The organism is Ruegeria sp. BJ3 (genome assembly GCF_056535665.1).
On record NZ_JBQFIT010000002.1, the window covers coordinates 309,456 to 327,886 of the forward strand.

The window sequence follows — 18,431 nt, forward strand, 5'->3', positions numbered from 1 at the left end:
GCCCGCCTGGTTTGGTTCAACTCTCCGGGCGGCAGGTGCTATGGCCATGTTCGACCCCCGCTCCAACCCTGCGATGAGCAGCATCGGCAATGATCCGGTCCCATTTCTCAAGAATACTGTCTGGGGCCAGCCAGTCCCTGTTGTGTTGGTATCCCTGACGCATCTTGTCCAGCAATTCAGGATCGTCGCTCAGCTGCAGCACTGCGCGGGCCAGTTCCGCCGTGTCTTCGGGCGCAACAAGCAATCCATTCTCACCGTGTCGGATCAACTCTTTCGGTCCGTAGGGGCAATCAAAAGACACAACCGGCAAGCCTGCGACGGTCGCCTCTGCCACCACATTGGGAAACCCCTCGAAGCGGGAGGAAAACACCAGTATGTCCGCGCCCTTCATCCACGCTCCGGGTGTGTCGCTCGCGCCGGGCAAGGAGATGACGCCCTGCAGACCCAGCCGGTCCCGCTGAGCCTCGAGCGCGGCACGTTCCGGGCCTTCCCCGAAAATCGTCAGGCGCGCGTCCGGGTTTTTCTGGATGATTTCCGACATTGCATCGATCAACAGATCGAACCCCTTTTGCGGATCCAGCCGCCCCACCGCGACCAGCCGATTGCCACACGAACCAAGGAGCTGGGCTGCACCTTCGATTGGCGCACAGGGGTTTGGAATGACCTGCGCCTTGCTCCGCAATGACGGCGGCAGGTCCTGGCGTACCCGCTCAGTCTGCATGACCACGGTGCTGGCTCGATGTCCAAGGATGTTTTGAGCGTGGCGCCAGACAGGGTTGGCGTTTTGCACAATCGGGTTGTTCCGTTCTGAAACGATCACCGGAACATCCCGCCTCAGAGCTGCAGCGAGCGTCAGGACATTGATTTTAGTCAGAAAGGATACCACCACGTCGGGGTTCTCGTCCTGGATGAAGCGACGAATCCGGCGCAGGCGGGCCAGCTGTTTCAGCCTCCTGAACCCGTCGTTTCCGCCTTCGGCCACCAGCAGGCTGACGCCGTCAGGGAAAGAAAAATACGACCCGTCCTCGGGCATGGTCATGCCCGCAACCGAGACCTGATCGCCAAGCCCGATCCGATGGGCTGCAAGAACCGAGACGATCTTTTCGGCACCGCCAGCTCCGAACCCACCCTGAACGATCAGTATCTTCACTGCGCCCGCTCCACCATTTGCGCGCTGTCGGCGCGGTTCTGTTTCCCAGACGTGTTCAGTTGTTCCACCGGGCCATTCAGCTCGGCTTCAACCACGGGCTGGTTGAGGTTTTTGGCCTGCAGAAAGATCCGGCCGACGTATTCCCCAAGGATGCCAAGGAACATCGCATTCAGGGTCATCGACAAGAGCAGCAGGATGGTCGTGGTTGCAAAACCTGCGGGCCAATCCTGGCCAAAGAACAGCTTGCCGATGAGGTAGCCGATCATCAACAGGAACATCGACAGCCCTACTGTCAGGCTGATCAGCGAAGCCAGGCGCAGCGGGAGCAGAGAATGGTTGATCAACCCGTCCACAGCCAGCGCCACCATCGCCCGGACCGGAAACTTGGATTCCCCCGCTGTCCGGGCCGCGCGATCATACTCGAACCCGACCTGCGAAAACCCCATGCCGCTGATCAATCCACGAACATAGGGCGAGCGGTCATCGACCCGGCGCAATTCGTCCAATATCCGTCTGTCAGTCAGACGAAACTCACCCGCGTTGCGCGGAAGATTATCGTTGCTGATCATGTCGATCAGTGCATAGAACCCCCGCCGTGCAGCGGCAACAACAGGGCCATCGGGCAGGCTGCGGCGAATACCATAGACGACATGATTCCCCTGCCGCCACAGGTCCAACATCTGAGGGATCAACTCGGGCGGGTCCTGCATATCGCAATCGAGTTGCACCGCGCAGGCACCGGTCGCTGACCTGTATGCTGTCAGAACCGAAGCCTGGTACCCCATGTTCCGCGCAAAGCGGATCACTCGGACCCGAGGGTCCTTCCCCGCGATTTCAGACAGGATTTCAAACGTCCGATCCTCGGAATGATTGTCGGTGAAGATGATTTCAGGCTCGTACCCATCCAGTTTGTCGAACACCGCCAGCACGCGCTCATAGGCCGTACGGACGTTGTCTTCCTCGTTGTAGGCGGGGATCAGAATGGAAATGACCGTCATGCGTTTTGTCCTGCCATGTTCTTCTGCGCATCCGAAGAGGTGGCCCAATCGACTGTATCCCGCAGGCCGTCCTCCACCCCGACCCGCGCGGTCCAGGGATAAAGGGAATGGATAAGTCCGGGATTGTTGACCAGGTGCATCGGCTTACCTGACGGGTCGGCATAGTCGAGCTTCCCGGGTCCGGAACCGGTCAGCTCAGCCAGAATCGCGGCCGCATCACGGACTCGAGTAGCCACTCCGGTACTGACATTCACCACCGGAACGTCATCCCGCGCTGCATCCGCCAACATCAAAAGGGCGCGCACGGCATCGCCGACATGCAGAAAATCCCGGCTATCATCGGGGCGTCCGATGCGTGCGGCCTCCCCGTTCAGCAAAGTGCGGATCAGATACGGGACCAACTGAGGCCCGGTCTGACCCGGACCATAAGTCAGTGAAAGCCGGGCCGTCATTGCCGTGAATGGCAGGCGCGGCCGCAGCATGGTCAAGTACTTGGTCCCTGCCAGCATAGATGCCCCATAGCTGTCGCGCGGCATTTCGCATTGGGTTTCAGTGTAAGGTGAAGGAACCTCACCGTATTCGGCAATGGTTCCAAGGCGGATGAACGCATCCGGAGGTGCGTCGCAGGTCGCAGCGGCACCCAACACGGTCATCAACGGCACAAGATTGTCGCCCACGCTGGCTTCGGCATCTTTGAGGTCAGGCCGCGTTACAGCCCGGGTGTTTGCCGCCGCATGAAATACAACCTCTGGCTGGGACGCGTCAAACACGCGGCGCAAAGCATCCTTGTCGCCCAGGTCGACACGCTGCAATTCGACATCTGGTATTCCATCAGAGAGGAATCCGGGTCGGACCAAGGCCACGACCTGATCCCCCCTGTCCATACAGGCTCGGAGCAGATGCTGTCCGATGAACCCTCCGGCCCCGGTGATCAGAACGCGCCTCGTCATGACAACCCGCCGCCGGCCATGTTCTGGGCCAGATTGGTGAAACCCGCGCTTTGCGGGTTACCTGTATCATGATCAGTTGCCATCAGTTTCATTCCTGCGCCCTGGCCGGTCCCTTCGATACTATGGAATTTGGACCCCTTGGGATAGTTTCGCCAACACCGATCATTCCGCACCCACCAACCGCAGACGGAAAGCGACCGCTGGAAGACCTCGGATCAAGATGCTTTGCGCGGCATCCCGGTCATATGTGGCTTGAGGAATTCCTGCGTCTTTTCATGCATATAGTCGATATGAGCCTGAGTCAGCCCGTGATGGCATGCCAACAGAATACCGCCGCGCATCACGGCATCAGACACAGGATAACCTGCGGTTTCCGCGCGATACTCAACATCTTTCATGGCCGGCTGGCGCAAAATGTTGCCGGTAAAGACCGGCCGGGTCTGGATGTCGGCCTTCTCCAGGAAAATCTGCATCTCGCGACGGGTAAACGGAGCGCCTTCTCGCAGAGTCAGCGGGAACGCCAGCCAACCGGTGCGTGCGCCCGGCAGCTGTTCAGGCAGAATGAACCATTCCTCATACTGCGCGAAAAACGCGCGATGGGCAGCAAAGGCTTCCTCGCGGACCCGAATGTTGTTCTCAAGCTTGCCCAGTTGCACCAGGCCGAAAGCGGCGCTGATCTCGGAGGGTTCAAGATTGTAGCCGAGCGCCTCAAACAGGAACTTGGCATCGTATTCGATCCCATCCAGCTGAACGTTGAAGCGGTTCTCGATGGCCTCGGATTCGACGAACAGCGACGAGCTGCGCCCCCACGACCGCATCAGCAATGCCTTGCGTGCCAACTCGTCATCATTGACGCACAGCATTCCGCCATTTCCTGCGCCGTTGATGACATGGCTGCCGTAGAAGCTGGTGGTCGAAACATCCGACCAGACGCCCGTGCTGGTGCCGTCGATCGTGGCACCCAATGTGTCGGCACTGTCTTCGATCACCTTCAGGCCATGAGCATCGGCCAGTTCCCGGATCCGACGCCAGTCCGGGAGGTTGCCTATCAACGAGGGGATCATCATCGCCGAGGTCTTGGGCGAAATCATCCGCTCGATCTGTTCGACATCTATGTTGTAGGTTCCCTCGGCCGCATCAACGAATGCAGGCACAAGCCCTTGCCGCACCAGCGGAGCGACCGTGGTGGCAAACGTCAAAGCCGGGGTGATCACCTCGGATCCCTTGGGAAGATCCAGGATTTCGACGGCCAGATAGTTCGCCGAGGACCCGGAATTGACCATGATCCCATGTGCCTTCGAAAACAGTGCAGCGACTTTCTGCTGCATCTCCCGGACTTTGGGTCCCATTTGGGTGGATGTTTTCAGAACCTCGACGACGGCGTTGATCTCTTCCTGGCCGTGGACTGTCTGTCCGTAATTCACTCTCATCAAAAAATCTCCTGAAAATCTACTGTGCGGCCAGCCCGGTTTGGTCGCAACCCGTGCCGGACATGAGGTCTTGGTACGCGGTGATCTGCGATTGGGTGACCTTGCCCATGTCGTCGCCCGCAGCGTGGGCCTTGTACCAGTCGGTTGTAAGTTCAACGGCTTGAGACAGTTCAAGCCGAGGCCGCCAGCCCAAACGGGTCTGCGCCTTGGTGCTGTCCAACCGAAGTATGCCAGCTTCGTGGGGCGCCGTTGCGGACTCATCCGGGAAACGGAACCCGGGCGCGCCTGCCCCCCAGGCGCGCCACATCATATCCGCCAGATCCCGGACATTGACGGTGCCCGATACGTCTGGCCCGAAATTCCATGCCCCGGCAAAACGCTGTCCGTCGCTCAGAATCTTCTGGGCCAGCAGCAAATACCCTGCGACAGGCTCCAGCACATGCTGCCATGGCCGAATGCTATCCGGGTTTCTGATGGTTACCGGCTGGCCATCATGCCAGGCTCGAATGATGTCCGGTATCAACCGGTCTTCACCCCAGTCTCCTCCGCCGAAGACATTGCCCGCCCGAACCGTCGAAAGCTGAGGGCCACTCGTGTCAGAAAAGAAAGTATGCGCATACGACTGGGCCACAAGCTCGGTTGCCGCCTTGGAGGCACTGTACGGATCCTTGCCGCCCAAAGGGTCGTTTTCGCGATAACCCCACAGCCATTCCCGATTATCATAACATTTGTCGCTGGTAATCACGACCACGGCCTTCAGCGATGGCATTCGTCGCACGGCCTCCAGAACGTTGACCGTACCTTGGACATTGGTCGCAAATGTCTCGGCCGGTTCGCGATAGGATTTGCGCACCAGAGGTTGCGCAGCCATGTGAAACACCACTTCGGCATCCAGACCCTCGGTCGCCCGTGCCAAGGCCGCCGGATCGCGAATATCGGCAAAACGGCTGTCCATTGTCCGATCAAGTCCGCACGCCTGATAGAAGGAAGGCCCGGGCTCGGGCGGCAAGGCAATGCCTGTGACCTGCGCGCCCAGCCGGTTCAGCCAGGTCGAAATCCATCCGCCCTTGAACCCGCTATGCCCTGTCACAAGCACCCGACGGTCGGTGAATTGACCGCCGAAAATCTGATCGGACTGACCAGTCATTGGTTCCTCAGATCGCTATGGCGGGGTAATCAGACGAGGGCTTGGCATCAAATTGCAGCCAAGGCGGCGTATCATCCTCGCAGAGGGCCTCCAACGCGTTGCGGTCGCGGATGGTATCCATCGGATGCCAGAAACCCTCATGGCGATAGGCCATCAGCTCACCGTCGCGGGCCATCTGAGACAGCGGTGACTGTTCCAGCGGTTCCATATCGTCGACCATGTAATCCATGACCCCCGGCTCGAATACGAAATACCCACCGTTGATCCAGGTCTCGCGGCGACGCACCTTTTCGGTGAACGCGTCCACGCGGTCGCCCTTCAACTCGATGTTGCCGAAACGCGCGGGCGGCTGAACCGCCGTGACCGTCGCCAGCTTGCCGTGCGACTTGTGAAAATCGATCAACGCGTTGATGTCGATGTTCCCCAAGCCATCAGAATAGGTGCACATGAAGGTCTCTCCCGGATCCAGCCATTCCTTGAGACGCCGAATGCGCCCGCTTGTCATGGTATGAGCCCCGGTATCGACGACCGACACGTTCCAACCGCCGGGCGCCGAAGGCACCAGCTTGAGCTCTCCCGTATCCAGAGCGACCGAGATATTGTTGGCGATGAGGTGGTAATTCGCGAAGAACTGCTTGAGCAAAAGCGCCTTGTATCCGGCGGCTACGACGAAATCGCGATGCCCGAAATGGCTGTAGATATCCATGACGCGCGCGATGATCGGCCGGCCGCCGATTTCGACCATCGGCTTGGGGATCAAGACTGTTTCCTCGGCCAGCCGAGACCCCAGACCGCCAGCAAGCAGTATCGTTTTCATTCGTGCCACTCCCTCAAATACTTGTTACTAAAATCTGCATGTCTGCGTGGGCCTCACACCGGCCGCTTGACGAACCGGCCACCAGAGACCGCGGATCGGGTTGGGCTCATTCCGTTGCTCCCGATGGCTTCAAGTATACCACACCTTGCCCGTAGCGGTTGCCCAATCCCGAAATTTCCACGGGCTGGTAGCCGTTTGTTTCCGCATAGCGCAACAATGGCTGCTCAAGAGCCGGATCATATCCCAGCAGGAAAGCGGAGGGAGGGTTGGAATCAAACACTGCCTGCAACCCGGCCGCATCCGCCATCACGTATTTCGCGGCCAAGTCAGGTTCCATATAAGGCGCGATCCGATAGGCAAAAGGGCCAGTAGACAGTTCCGGATAGACCGGCAGTTGCGCTTCAAGCGGGTAGATCGGCATGATCGTCGCCACGGGTCCGTCTGGATGGGCACTCGATTCAAGCGCGGCCTTCAACGCTTCGCCACCCTGCGCCACTCGGGTAGTCGTAAAGCCGCTGCGATCGCTCAGCGCTGCCAGACCGGGAACGAGGCGCGGCGCACCCAGCACTGCCAGCAGAACGAAACCGGCGGCAACGACCGGGGTAACCTGCGAACGCTGCTCTGGCCCGACCTTTCGGAAAACCAACGCGCCCAGTAGGGGGATCATGACCAAGGGCTGAATGTAGTACTGCGGAAACCCGGGCGACGGTACAAAGCTGAACGCGGCTGTCACGGCGATCAGAACCAAAACCAACAGAACCGCGCCGAGCTCGGAGAGCAGCATGCCGCCCGATCTGGCCAAAACTGTCAGATAGGCAACGACGAACAGGCAAACCAGCGCCGCTCCACCCAACCAGACCGAATAGGCCAACTGAACTTTGCCCCCAAGGCCCAGAGCCAGATCGGGTTCAGAGGCGGCGTTGGCCTGCCAGTAGGCCACGTGCGGACCCGTATGGAACTTGAGGACATGCGCGATGAAAACCGCGGGATCAACGGCCATGTACCAGAACAGCGGCAAGGCCCCCAGCAGCCCACCCGCCAGCATCGGCAGGGTCACCCGTCGAACTCGTTCTGCAAACGCCATATGCCCCGGCATCAGAAAAGTGGCAATCGCGACGGGCGGAATGAAAACCACCGCGCTGACTTTCATCCCCGCGGCGATCGACAGGCAGACTCCAATCAGTACAAAAACAACTGGCCGCGGATGGTCGCGCTGGGTTTCAAGCAGAAAACCCCCGACACCCCATACGACGAAGGGTAACGGCAGCAGGTTGTTGCTTGCGGCCATTCCGGCCTGGGCCAGAAGTGTTCCGTCAACCATCAAGACCGTGATGAAGAATGCCGCAAGCAGAGCCGATCCGGACAGGCGCCAGGTCACCCAACCGGTACCGCCGATCAACGCAATCCAGCCAAGAAACACACCAAGGCGCGCTGAGCCCAGCAGACCCTCCTGACCTGTGATCAAATAGAGACCGCGGAAATACCACGCCGAATCCGGAACGTGATTGTAGAAGAAGTCCTGGTACAGGCGCCATTGGCCCAACAATTCTGCCGGTGCCACGAACATCAGTTCGTCCCGACGCAAACCAAACGACATGATCCGGCCGAACAGAGCCGCCAACATCACGGCCAGCAGCCCCCCAAACAAGAGCCACAGCACCGCGCGACGACGACCAGACCCGGCCTGAGAAACGGCCCGGTCACGCATATGTTCGGCCTCAGCCGTCATATCGTTCTCGCTTTGCCCGTTCGGACGGGCCCGCCAAAATCTGCAGGTTGCCGTGAACCGCCAGGGTCGCAAATAATCATCAACAATATGCTCCGAAGAGCCCTTCTGAAATCGTAACCCGCGGCCGAAAATGCCGCTCACTTAAATGTACTTTTGACAAAATTTTAGCGACCGGCGTTAATCGTCTCCAGGTTTTTCTGCAGTGCGAAGTTTGCAATCCGCTTGGGCGTCGGCACAGGTTTGATCTGCGACTTGCCGGTACGCGCGGCCAGCTCTTTGCCATCGATCGGGCGCAGACCGTTTGCACCGTAACCCGGCACCAGATCCTTGAGCAGCTTTTTGACCCCAAGATCATTGCCGTCCTGAGCAGCCTGTTCCAGCTTGAGGATCAGCGCCCGCAAACGCGCGGCAGAGACGCCTTCGGGAATTGCCGAGGAAACGCCAGGAATACCGCTTTCGCGACGCTCTTCGGTCACGTCGAACAGCTCTTCGTACAGCTTTTCACCCTGACGGATACCGATGAATTTGATGTCGATGTCCTGATAGGGCTCGAGGCCGGCCAGACGGATCATGCGCTCGGCCAGGTCCACGATCTTGACCGGCCGACCCATATCCAGAACGAAAATCTCGCCGTGGCTGTCTTCAAGGTTCAGACCCCGCGCGGCGGCAACCAGCGTCAGCTGCACGGCTTCACGGATGGTCATGAAGTACCGCTCCATTTTCGGATCAGTCACCGTCAGCGGGCCACCTTCCGAGATCTGGCGCTGGAACAGCGGGATCAGCGAACCGGACGACCCCAGCACGTTACCGAACCGAACCGAGAAGAAGCGGGTCTTCTCATCGGTTTCGTTTGTCACACGGTCCTGCGCCTGAACGTAGAACTCGGCCACGCGCTTGGTGGCGCCCATGACGCTGGTGCTGTTCACGGCCTTGTCCGTCGAGACTTGCACCATGGCGATTGCACCCACATTGCGGGCCGCGTCCGCAACATTCCGGGTTCCGATCACGTTGGTCAGAACGCCTTCGCAAGGGTTCAGCTCAACCATCGGCACATGCTTCAGCGCAGCAGCATTGAAGACCAACTCGGGGCGGTGACGTTCAAAGATCGCGTTCACGCGGGACGCATTGCGAATGTCGGCCACGTAGATCCGGCGTGCGACATCCGGGAAGTTTTGACCCAGATCCATGTCGATGGAATAGGCGTTGTATTCCGTGTTCTCGATCATCACCAGCTCGGCCGGCTCGAACGAGGCGATCTGGCGTGTCAGCTCGCTACCGATCGACCCTCCGGCGCCGGTGATCAGGACGCGGCGGCCCTTGAACATCTCGCGCAGCATCGAACGTTCGACCGCTTTCTGCGGACGGTCCAGGATGTCTTCAGGATTGACGGTCCGGATGCCGTTGCTCTCGGTGCCAAGTTCTTCGAGTCCCGCCAGACGCGATACCGGAATGCTGTTGGCCTCAGCCCAACGGGTCAGCTTGCGAATACCATCACTTTCAAAATGGGTTACGGGCTCGGTCAACAGAACGCGCTGCGGCAGTTGGTCATAATACTTCAGGCGTTCGATGACGGCGTCTGCATCCAACAGCGACCCGATGATCTTCACATCGTGGAAATACAGGCCTTGTGTGTTCCGCGCATCGTCGATGATGCCGACAGGTTCATACTTGGATTCCTGATTGTGCAGAGACCGCACGAACAGGTCGCAGCTGGCGCCGGTTCCGACCAGAATAACCGGGATTTTCCCGTTAGACGCATCCGGGCAACGGCGCGCCGGATCGCTCGTCAGCTCGGTGCTGCGCGCCAGGACGCGCAGAGTACCAAAGGCGGGAACCAGCAGCAGGAACTGAATGACATAGACCGCCAGCGGCACCTGTGCGGTAACGGGAAGGGCAGCGCCCAGCAATGCCAACAAAACAACCGACAGCCCCGCAGCACGCACGATCAGCGTCACATCGCGCAGCGAAGTCGACCGTGTGTGCCGTTTGTAGATGCCGGAAAGCGGCAAAACCGCCAGCGCCACCAGGCAAGTCATCACCACCAACGGCAACAGAACGGACCCGAACTGTTCAGGAACGATGCCACCATTAGCCAGAACGACGGCCGCGGCCACAGCTCCGGCGGATGCGAATACATCTCCGATCAGCAGGCGCCGGTTGGCGCTCAATTCGGTCAGCTTCTGTCGCAGCTTCGACTGGATGTCTCCGAAGGCGCGATCCTGTTCGATCGTGCTATCTGCATCCGGTCCACTTTTGAGCTTAACCAACTCTTGCTCGTATATACTCATAAGAACCCCCGGCAAAAATTGCCACTTACCACTCGACTGAAATGAGACGGGCCAAACACACCCGCTCCACCACTAAAAAGCCTCAATTCCCGATCGACACCACATGGCGCCGGCCGGCAAACACATTGCTTCGCTAAAAGTCCCCCACGTGAATCCGGGCGCCTAGAAACCTCCGCCCTGAACCAAACCCCCTTTTAAATCGTCAACTCGTTACACTACACGTGGTCTGGCCCATCACACGGTCCCGACCACGAACCCACGATTTCAACGCTACCACACCAACATTGGTATCAAAATCCCCTTTCCACCATTTGGACACCATAAAATCACAGAAATGCCATTTTTTGCAGCACGCGACCGCCGTCGCAGTATCAATTGTTGTATCCTCAGGGCCCGATAGTCCCGGTTCATCGTGCACGCACAGAGCCCTAAGGCGCTTTTGTTTCCTGAATGGAAACCAAATTATGGCTTCGATCATGACATGGCCTGCGATTCGCTTCTGTGAACTGCATCCGAAACCGTCCAATTCTGGCAGAGACCCGGATTGCGGCGGGCAAGCCATTCTACGTCGGCCGCATAGAACTCGGTCATCTTCGCCTCCAACTCGGGCGACAGGGCCGGGTAGGTCACCTTTCGAGCGACGGCGTTTCGGATGGACCGTACAGGCCAGGTGTGACGTACAGGGTCCAGAACAGCTCGAACCGGCTTCAGAACACGACGCAGCGACAGTGGCACCATGGGTGTATTCTTATCTTTGACTTTCTGCTGCACCGGCGGTTCCAGCTGTCCGTCATATCCAATATGGCCGGCCACCTTCTTCAGGTTCCCATGAGGGTTCACACGTACATCCTCATAGGCCAGCAGCAGGATCTGGTCCTCTGGGAACAAGTCGTAGAACCGCTTCAGATGGTGGCCGTATCGCCCATCGGACAGAAACCGCTGGTCGGCCGCGACCGCCGGATCCAGATAGTCTTCGATCCTCCCCGAGACCTCGCCGCGGCGGAACAGCATGCAATAGTCGGAATAGGCGCGCTGAACCGGGTCCCGCATCTGCAGGATCAACCGAGTTTCAGGGAAATGCTCCCGAATGCGTTGCGCAGCCAGGGGTTCAGTCAGGTACGAATTCGATTTTTCACCGATCAGATCTGCGCCATCGCAGTCTCCGAACTGGTCACGATACCAGTCCAGTCCGCTTGCATAATACCGAGAAAAGAAATGCAACTCGGGACCCGGCATATGAATGGCCGGCGTCTGCATCAGCGACTTTTGCAACCAGGTGGTTGCACATTTCGCGGCACCGAAAATCAGAAAGTCGACCGGACGACCGTCAGGGAGAGACATTGGAATACTCGTGACCTTGCGAACAGATTAAAAAACAAACCCGGCAAACCTCGCGCCGGAGAACTCAATTCGACGTAACAATGGTTCTTCGTACGACTTCTATGGTGTCCCCGGGCTGAACCGCCTCGGTCCCGTCGATCTTGCGTGGCGCCGTGCCACCCGCCCGTGTGACGATGTATTCAATCACAACTTCACTTGCGATGTCATCTTCGCTGAGCAAACCGGCGGCGGCCAGTTCTCCGTGCAGGCTCGCCGCGGTATCCAGGCGCGTCCGAAGCGCGGCCAACTCGCGTTCGACCGCGTTCAACTGGACCAGAGCATCAGAGCGCGCCTTGTCATCCAGTTCCAGCTCGTCGCGCTCGGCGCGGTTCAGCTCCTGACGGGCCAGCATCAGCGCAACCTCCTGATCCAGACGCTTGGATTCCAGATCGTTCAGAAGATTGGTCATAGTCGTCACCCGGTTCGATACGGTCAGACCTTTTTCCTTGAGCTGGTTCAGGTTTTCCAACTCCCGGCTGACATTCTCGATCTGCGTTTTGCGAAGTTCCAACTGGATGGTCAGGCTCGAGATCTGCTCTTTGAGCATCTCCTGCAGATCCCGAATTCGTTCACCCAAACCCTCGCGGGCGTTCATTGTCGCCTCGAGGATTTCCCCCTCGAGCCCTCCGGGAGCGTCAGGCGCCGCGTCGGTGCCGGTCTCAATCCCTTCTTCCTGCAGGCTCGCAAGGTCAGCTTTCAGCCGCTGCCTCTCATCTTCCAACTCATCGATCTGAGTGGATAGGAGCCGCATTTCGCCGCCCATCCGCATGATCTGGAAATCATTGTTTGCCCCAAACTGGATCGGAGGACGGATCGGGCCACCTGCAAGGGCCAGAACCTGCTGGGCGGTCATCCCGGGATGGTAGGCGTAAGCGCCCGGCGAATTGACGTCTCCAAGAACAAAGACCGGAAGGTGGCTGATCACTTCCAGCGCGACCTTTGGCGGCTCGGCCATGCCGGTCTGGCTGCTGAGCTCAAGCTCCAACATCTGCGACAGTTCCAGCGTGGTCAGCCCGGCCGCCTCAACCTGCCCCACCAGCGGAAACATCAGCGTTCCGTCACCGGCCAGAGCGAACTCGCCGGACACGCCATCCCAAATCATGTAACTTGCGGACAGTGGGTCCCAACGCATGGCACGAACCGACAGGCGGTCCTGCGGCAGCAGGCGATAGCTTTCGGCCAGGGCCGGCACAGCGGCCAGCACAAACAACAGCGTCGCCAGAATTACTCGAAAGAAGCTGCGCAAAACCTTGCCTCCCAACTCTTAAACACCAACAAGCCGGGCGTGGGTGCCGGGCACGATACTCAAATCTCGAAAACACAAACCGCACCCACAGCGCAAGTCGGTCGTCAAAAGCAATTTCGGTCATCGGCGGGACAGAAACGATCCCGCTCGGCAAATCATAGGCGCTTGGCCTCAGGCTGACAAGCAAAGCCAATGGCGCGTCGCCTTTGGCGCTGGCTTTCCTGTCGACACAGACCTGTCAGCGCCTGGGCCACCGCGTCGGCCGCGGTCGCAACCCCCTGTGAATGCAGCCCGAAGGCTGGTTGTTTTGGGCGAAACACCCGATCAGAACACCCCGCCTAGTTTCGCGGCAATCACACCGCGGCTCTGGCTCCTGCTTTTCCTGACTGGCAACAGTTCACAGCTTTGGCTCGAATCGTTGACGCAATACAGAAGCCAAATCAGCGTCAGCGTCTAGTCAGCCCAGCATTCTCAGCCCCCGCATCCCGCGGCGGCATCGACGGCTTGCAAACAGAATCCGTTTCGACCAATCTTGCTGCATCGCCGCTTGTCGACCCGGGTTGTCGGTATTTCAGTCGCGGTTGCTCGGGTGGCGTGTCGCGTCCCTTTGTATTGGTTGATTTTTTGTGTGTCGCGGGACCCCGCGTGTTGCGAGTTGGATTTGATTTGTGAACCGGTTGCTTGAAATCCTGATCTGCCTGCTTCTGGGCCTGCTCGCGCTTCCCTTGTTTGTCATTGCGTGCGTCGTGGTGCTCTTTTCCATCGGCCGTCCATTGATGTTTTCGCAGATCCGAGCCGGACGACAGGGTCGCAATTTCCGGCTCTACAAACTGCGCAGCATGAAAGAGACGCGCGCGGCGGATGGTTCGTTGCACCCCGATACGGATCGCCAGACACGCGCCACCGCAATGATCCGACGCCTGCGCCTCGACGAGATCCCGCAAATCGTTCTGATCCTGCAGAACAAAATGGCCCTGGTTGGGCCTCGCCCCTTGCTGCCTGAAACGATCGAAGACTTCGGACCCGCCGGACAATACCGATGTTCCGTTCGGCCGGGGCTGACCGGGTGGGCGCAGGTCAGCGGCAACACCAATCTCAGCAACAGTGAAAAACTGAGCCTTGATCTATGGTATGTGGCGCATCGGTCACTGGCGCTGGACCTGCAGATTCTGGGCGAAACGGTCGGAGCGGCCCTGCACAACGAACCCCGCCGCGACGACCGGATCGAGGCGGCCCGGAAATGGATAGACTCGAATGGCCCGTTGGCCCAGGACATGCAGGAGATGAACGCGTGAATATCGTACTTGTCGGCGCCGTCGAGACCACGCTTGCAGCCCTGATGTCGATGTGCGGTGCCGGGCATGTGCCGGCCCTTCTGGTAACCCTGTCGCCACGCCTGTCCGCGCGGCATTCGGATTTCGTCGACCTGTCGCCGGCGGCCGCGAAGTATGGCGTCCCGGTTCTGCATATCGAGAAATCCAACGACCCCGCGACTCTCGAACAGATTGCCAAGGTCAAACCCGACCTGATCCTGGTGCTCGGTTGGTCACAGATCTGCGGCCCCGAGTTCCGGGCGTTGGCGCGGATTGGCTGCATCGGATTTCATCCGTCGGCCCTGCCCCGCTTGCGGGGGCGCGGTGTCATCCCCTGGACGATCCTGTTGCAGGAACGAAACGTCGGGTCCTCGCTTTTCTGGTTGGGCGAAGGTGCCGATGACGGCCCTATTGCCGCTCAGGCCATCTATGCGGTCGATCCCGAAACCGTCACTGCACGCGAGTTGTACAATCGGGCTTTGCGTGCCGTCTCAGGACTGCTGCCGCCTTTGTTGAACCAGATTTCCAACGGCGATATCCCGGCCGAACCGCAACGCACCGACGGGATCAGCCTGTGCGCCCGCCGCCGCCCCGAGGACGGTCTGATTGACTGGACCAATCCTGCTGCGGACATCCACCGCCTGATCCGTGCCTCGGGTCCGCCCTACCCCGGCGCCTACACCTATGGCCCCGATGGCGTGAAACTGGTTCTGACAGGAGTCAGGTATACCGAGCCGGAGGGCTACTTCATCGGCTTGCCCGGCCAGATCCAAGCCATCGGCAACGGCGGCTTTACGGTGGCCTGCGGCGACGGGCGCTGTCTGGACATAACTGAATGGTCAGGGGCCGACACACCCCCTGCCCTTCACGCGAAACTGAGGACACATCCATGATCGCTTCCGACCTGACCACTGGCCACGCCGGCCCCGCGCTGATCGTCGCTCCGCATCCCGATGATGAGGTTCTGGGCGCCGGCGGCACGATGGCCCGCATGGCCGATGCTGGGCGCGAAGTGCATGTGGTTGTCGTCACTCGTGGCAAACCCCCGAAGTTTACCGATGAACAGGTCGCAACCACACGGCGCGAGGCACTCAATGCGCATGATCTGCTGGGCGTCACCGAAACACATTGGATGGACTTCAATGCGGCGGAGTTGTCAGAACATGCCCATTCGGACCTGAACGGTGCGCTGGGAAAGCTGGTCCGCGACATCGCCCCCAGCCTGATCCTGGCTCCGCATCCAGGCGACATCCATATGGATCACCAGCTGAGTTTTCTGTCCACGCTGGTGGCAAGCCGCCCGCATCAACATGACTATCCGGCCAATATTCTGGCCTACGAAACCCTTTCCGAAACAAATTGGAACGCCCCCTATCTGACCCCGGCCTTCGTGCCAAACGTGTTTGTCGACATCTCGGACACGATCGAACGGAAGCTTCAGGCGTTCGGCAAGTTCGAAAGCCAGGTCAAGCAGGCGCCGCACGAACGCTCGGTCGACAGCTTGCGCGCCTTGGCCACCCTGCGTGGCGCGACGGTGCACCGGTCGGCGGCGGAAGGCTTTGTTCTGGTCCGATCGGTGATTTGACAGGAGGTGCGAAATGCAGATATGGCCCATCTATGACCAGGAACAGATCGACGCGGTAGCGCAAGTTCTGGCCTCTGGCAAAGTCAACGCTTGGACCGGCACTGATGTTCGCGCATTCGAGGCCGAATACTGCGCATATACCGGAGCCAAACATGCGATCGCCATGGCCAACGGGACAGTGACGCTGGACGCCGCGATGCTCGGGCTAGACCTGCAACCGGGTGACGAGGTCATCGTAACCCCGCGCAGCTTCATCGCCTCGGCCAGCTCGGTGATGCTGGCGGGCGGTGTTCCGGTCTTTGTCGATGTCGATCCTGACACCCAGAATATCACGCCCGACACCATCGCCCAGGCGATTACGCCGCGCACCCGGGGGATCATACCCGTGCATCTGGGCGGTTGGCCCTGTGACATGGACGGCATCATGGATCTGGCCCGCGCCCACGACCTTTGGGTCATCGAAGACTGCGCCCAGGCCCACGGCGCGATGATTGGCGACCGCCATGTCGGAACCATCGGGACCTTGGGATCGTTTTCCTTCTGCCAGGACAAGATCATGACCACAGGCGGCGAAGGCGGTCTGCTGGTGACCAACGACTCTGATCTCTGGGGTCGCATCTGGAGCTACAAGGATCACGGCAAAGGTTATGACACCGTGTTCAACACGGAACACCCACCCGGCTTTCGCTGGCTGCACGACTCAGGACCCGGCACCAATCTGCGGATGAACGGCCCTTCGGCGGCACTTGGTCGAATACAGCTGAAACGCTTGGACGCATGGCGCGCGCACCGGACGGCAAATGCGGATATCCTGCACAATGCCCTTGCGACCTGCCCGGCCTTTCGCGTGCCAATGCCACCCGACGGCGTTACCCACGCATTTTATAGGTTCTACGCATTTGTGCGGCCGGAAACACTTGCGCCCGGCTGGAGCCGGGACCGCATCATCGCCGAGATCGCCGAGGCCGGCTTTCCCGCCTTTTCTGGCAGCTGCTCTGAGATTTACCTCGAGAAAACCTTCACCAGCCGAGGCCTGGGACCCAAGGAACCGTTGCCCGTGGCGCGCGAGCTGGGCGAAACCAGCCTTGCCTTCCTGGTCGACCCGGCCTGGTCCGCCGAGAACGTCGCTCGTCTGGCGCAGGTCATCGTTGATGTGGGCCAAAAGGCGACGGCCCGCCACATGGCACAGGGCTGAGCGCGAATTGGTGATGTGTGGCCGATCAACATACAGCTTGTGTCGAACGCCCACCGGTGAGCTGCGGAGGGTGACCCGATGATCTTGCATGTCACCACTGATTTCTCGGGCCAAGGTGGCGCACAAGCCATGTTGGCCCGACTTTTGGCCCATTCGGGCGAACGGGCCTGCGTCGTCGCCCTGACCGAGGTTTCGGACCGCTGCCGCGCAATGGCGGCGAATGACAAGGTCGAATACGTTTCGCTGCGTGCCAGATCGCCGTTGGCCCTGTTTCGCGCGGTTTGGCAGATCCGACGTTTGATCCGGACCCATCAGCCGGATGTGGTTCTGTGCTGGATGTACCATGCAATGGTCCTGGGCCTGATCGCCGGCAAACTTGCCGGGCGGCGCGTTCCAGTCGTTTGGACCGTGCGGCAAGCGCTGGACGACCCGGCTGCCTTCACCCGCAGCACCCGCGCTGCGGTGGCGCTGTCGAAGGTGCTTTCCAGATTCTGTCAGGGGATCCTCTACAACTCGACCCGCGCTCAAACTCAGCACGAGAAATACGGCTTTGCCGGGGACCATTCCACGGTGATTCCAAACGGGTTTATCCTTCCGCCCAATCCAACGTCGCGGCCGGGGCCCGCCCGCGTGCTTGGAGTGGCGGCAAGGTTTCACCCGCAGAAAGACTTCGAAACCTTCTTCCGCGCCTTCTCGATTGCGCGCCAGTCCGTCCCGGACCTGCATGCCCGTCTGGCCGGAGACGGCGTAACGCTGGAGAACCCTGAGATCCGCGCGATGCTGGCCGACAACGATCTGCCCGAAGACAGCGTGACGTTGTGCGGCGACCTGCACGATATGTCCGAGTTCTACGCGAGCATTGACCTGCTGGTTTTGGCCTCGCGCACCGAAGGCTTTCCGAATGTGATCGCCGAAGCCATGAGCCACGGCCGCCCGGTCGTGACGACTCATGTCGGCGACAGCGCCAGAGTGGTGGACTCGTGCGGCTATGTCGTGCCGCCACGTGATCCGCAGGCATTGGCAGAGGCACTGGTCCAAGCTGCCAACTGGCCGCCCGAAACCTACAAGGCCCATAGCAATGCTGCCCGCGACCGCATCGCCACACACTACTCCCTCGACGCGATTGCCCGCGCCTATGATCAGGCCCTGAACCAAGCTGCCAACCCGGCGCCACCCACAGCGCCTCAAGTCGAATAAAGGACC

At 59.8% G+C, this 18,431-nt stretch carries 15 protein-coding genes; 5 read left to right on the plus strand and 10 right to left on the minus strand.

Annotation, left to right across the window (positions count from 1 at the left end; genetic code table 11):
• Nucleotides 1-16: 16 nt before the first annotated feature.
• From ACR3EL_RS18810 to ACR3EL_RS18855, 10 genes are all read right to left on the minus strand, one after another.
• On the minus strand, nucleotides 17-1,150 hold the full coding sequence (locus ACR3EL_RS18810; RefSeq protein ID WP_170341664.1) for a glycosyltransferase family 4 protein: 1,134 nt from the start codon (nucleotides 1,148-1,150) through the stop codon (nucleotides 17-19).
• On the minus strand, nucleotides 1,147-2,148 hold the full coding sequence (locus ACR3EL_RS18815; protein ID WP_170369542.1) for a glycosyltransferase family 2 protein: 1,002 nt from the start codon (nucleotides 2,146-2,148) through the stop codon (nucleotides 1,147-1,149). The genes ACR3EL_RS18810 and ACR3EL_RS18815 overlap by 4 nt, the downstream gene beginning before the upstream one ends.
• Nucleotides 2,145-3,098: an NAD-dependent epimerase/dehydratase family protein gene (locus ACR3EL_RS18820; RefSeq protein ID WP_170341668.1), complete on the minus strand. Its 954-nt coding sequence runs from the start codon at nucleotides 3,096-3,098 to the stop codon at nucleotides 2,145-2,147. Before ACR3EL_RS18820 ends, ACR3EL_RS18815 begins: the two co-directional genes overlap by 4 nt.
• A 215-nt stretch (nucleotides 3,099-3,313) precedes the next feature.
• Nucleotides 3,314-4,528 carry a DegT/DnrJ/EryC1/StrS family aminotransferase gene (locus ACR3EL_RS18825; protein ID WP_480722603.1) on the minus strand — a complete coding sequence of 405 codons (1,215 nt, stop codon included), beginning with the start codon at nucleotides 4,526-4,528 and terminating at the stop codon, nucleotides 3,314-3,316.
• Between the two features lie 19 nt (nucleotides 4,529-4,547).
• Nucleotides 4,548-5,675 (minus strand): CDP-glucose 4,6-dehydratase, encoded by a 1,128-nt coding sequence (gene rfbG / locus ACR3EL_RS18830; RefSeq protein WP_170341672.1) that lies wholly within the window; start codon nucleotides 5,673-5,675, stop codon nucleotides 4,548-4,550.
• A 7-nt stretch (nucleotides 5,676-5,682) separates the two neighbouring features.
• Nucleotides 5,683-6,492, minus strand: a complete 810-nt coding sequence (gene rfbF / locus ACR3EL_RS18835) for a glucose-1-phosphate cytidylyltransferase (RefSeq protein WP_480722606.1) — start codon at nucleotides 6,490-6,492, stop codon at nucleotides 5,683-5,685.
• A gap of 106 nt (nucleotides 6,493-6,598) precedes the next feature.
• Entirely contained in the window at nucleotides 6,599-8,221 is a 1,623-nt protein-coding gene (locus tag ACR3EL_RS18840) for a hypothetical protein (RefSeq protein WP_480722608.1), read from the minus strand.
• A gap of 164 nt (nucleotides 8,222-8,385) precedes the next feature.
• A complete protein-coding gene (locus ACR3EL_RS18845; protein WP_480722611.1) occupies nucleotides 8,386-10,509 on the minus strand; it encodes a polysaccharide biosynthesis protein in 2,124 nt (707 codons plus the stop codon).
• Nucleotides 10,510-10,983: 474 nt separating this feature from the next.
• Nucleotides 10,984-11,850: a sulfotransferase family protein gene (locus tag ACR3EL_RS18850; RefSeq protein WP_170341678.1), complete on the minus strand. Its 867-nt coding sequence runs from the start codon at nucleotides 11,848-11,850 to the stop codon at nucleotides 10,984-10,986.
• A gap of 64 nt (nucleotides 11,851-11,914) precedes the next feature.
• On the minus strand, nucleotides 11,915-13,135 hold the full coding sequence (locus tag ACR3EL_RS18855; protein WP_170341680.1) for a polysaccharide biosynthesis/export family protein: 1,221 nt from the start codon (nucleotides 13,133-13,135) through the stop codon (nucleotides 11,915-11,917).
• 668 nt (nucleotides 13,136-13,803) lie between these two features.
• Here ACR3EL_RS18855 and ACR3EL_RS18860 point away from each other — a divergent pair.
• The 5 genes from ACR3EL_RS18860 to ACR3EL_RS18880 all read left to right on the plus strand — a co-directional run bounded on the left by ACR3EL_RS18860 (nucleotide 13,804) and on the right by ACR3EL_RS18880 (nucleotide 18,425).
• A complete protein-coding gene (locus tag ACR3EL_RS18860) occupies nucleotides 13,804-14,430 on the plus strand; it encodes a sugar transferase (RefSeq protein ID WP_217358651.1) in 627 nt (208 codons plus the stop codon).
• Complete coding sequence (locus tag ACR3EL_RS18865) at nucleotides 14,427-15,341, plus strand: methionyl-tRNA formyltransferase (protein WP_170341682.1); 915 nt, start codon at nucleotides 14,427-14,429, stop codon at nucleotides 15,339-15,341. The genes ACR3EL_RS18860 and ACR3EL_RS18865 overlap by 4 nt, the downstream gene beginning before the upstream one ends.
• Entirely contained in the window at nucleotides 15,338-16,033 is a 696-nt protein-coding gene (locus tag ACR3EL_RS18870; RefSeq protein ID WP_170341684.1) for a PIG-L deacetylase family protein, read from the plus strand. Before ACR3EL_RS18865 ends, ACR3EL_RS18870 begins: the two co-directional genes overlap by 4 nt.
• A gap of 13 nt (nucleotides 16,034-16,046) precedes the next feature.
• A complete protein-coding gene (locus ACR3EL_RS18875; protein ID WP_170341686.1) occupies nucleotides 16,047-17,228 on the plus strand; it encodes a DegT/DnrJ/EryC1/StrS family aminotransferase in 1,182 nt (393 codons plus the stop codon).
• A 78-nt stretch (nucleotides 17,229-17,306) separates the two neighbouring features.
• Nucleotides 17,307-18,425, plus strand: coding sequence for a glycosyltransferase (locus tag ACR3EL_RS18880; protein ID WP_170341688.1), 1,119 nt, complete (start codon nucleotides 17,307-17,309; stop codon nucleotides 18,423-18,425).
• The last annotated feature ends 6 nt before the right edge of the window (nucleotides 18,426-18,431 follow it).

Excerpts from the sequence above, each read along its gene's own strand:
- ACR3EL_RS18815 (WP_170369542.1), bottom strand. The coding sequence starts at position 2,148 with ATGACGGTCATTTCCATTCTGATCCCCGCCTACAACGAGGAAGACAAC.
- ACR3EL_RS18820 (WP_170341668.1), bottom strand. The coding sequence starts at position 3,098 with ATGACGAGGCGCGTTCTGATCACCGGGGCCGGAGGGTTCATCGGACAG.
- ACR3EL_RS18825 (WP_480722603.1), bottom strand. The coding sequence starts at position 4,528 with ATGAGAGTGAATTACGGACAGACAGTCCACGGCCAGGAAGAGATCAAC.
- rfbG (WP_170341672.1), bottom strand. The coding sequence starts at position 5,675 with ATGACTGGTCAGTCCGATCAGATTTTCGGCGGTCAATTCACCGACCGT.
- rfbF (WP_480722606.1), bottom strand. The coding sequence starts at position 6,492 with ATGAAAACGATACTGCTTGCTGGCGGTCTGGGGTCTCGGCTGGCCGAG.
- ACR3EL_RS18840 (WP_480722608.1), bottom strand. The coding sequence starts at position 8,221 with ATGACGGCTGAGGCCGAACATATGCGTGACCGGGCCGTTTCTCAGGCC.
- ACR3EL_RS18845 (WP_480722611.1), bottom strand. The coding sequence starts at position 10,509 with ATGAGTATATACGAGCAAGAGTTGGTTAAGCTCAAAAGTGGACCGGAT.
- ACR3EL_RS18850 (WP_170341678.1), bottom strand. The coding sequence starts at position 11,850 with ATGTCTCTCCCTGACGGTCGTCCGGTCGACTTTCTGATTTTCGGTGCC.
- ACR3EL_RS18870 (WP_170341684.1), top strand. The coding sequence starts at position 15,338 with ATGATCGCTTCCGACCTGACCACTGGCCACGCCGGCCCCGCGCTGATC.
- ACR3EL_RS18875 (WP_170341686.1), top strand. The coding sequence starts at position 16,047 with ATGCAGATATGGCCCATCTATGACCAGGAACAGATCGACGCGGTAGCG.
- ACR3EL_RS18880 (WP_170341688.1), top strand. The coding sequence starts at position 17,307 with ATGATCTTGCATGTCACCACTGATTTCTCGGGCCAAGGTGGCGCACAA.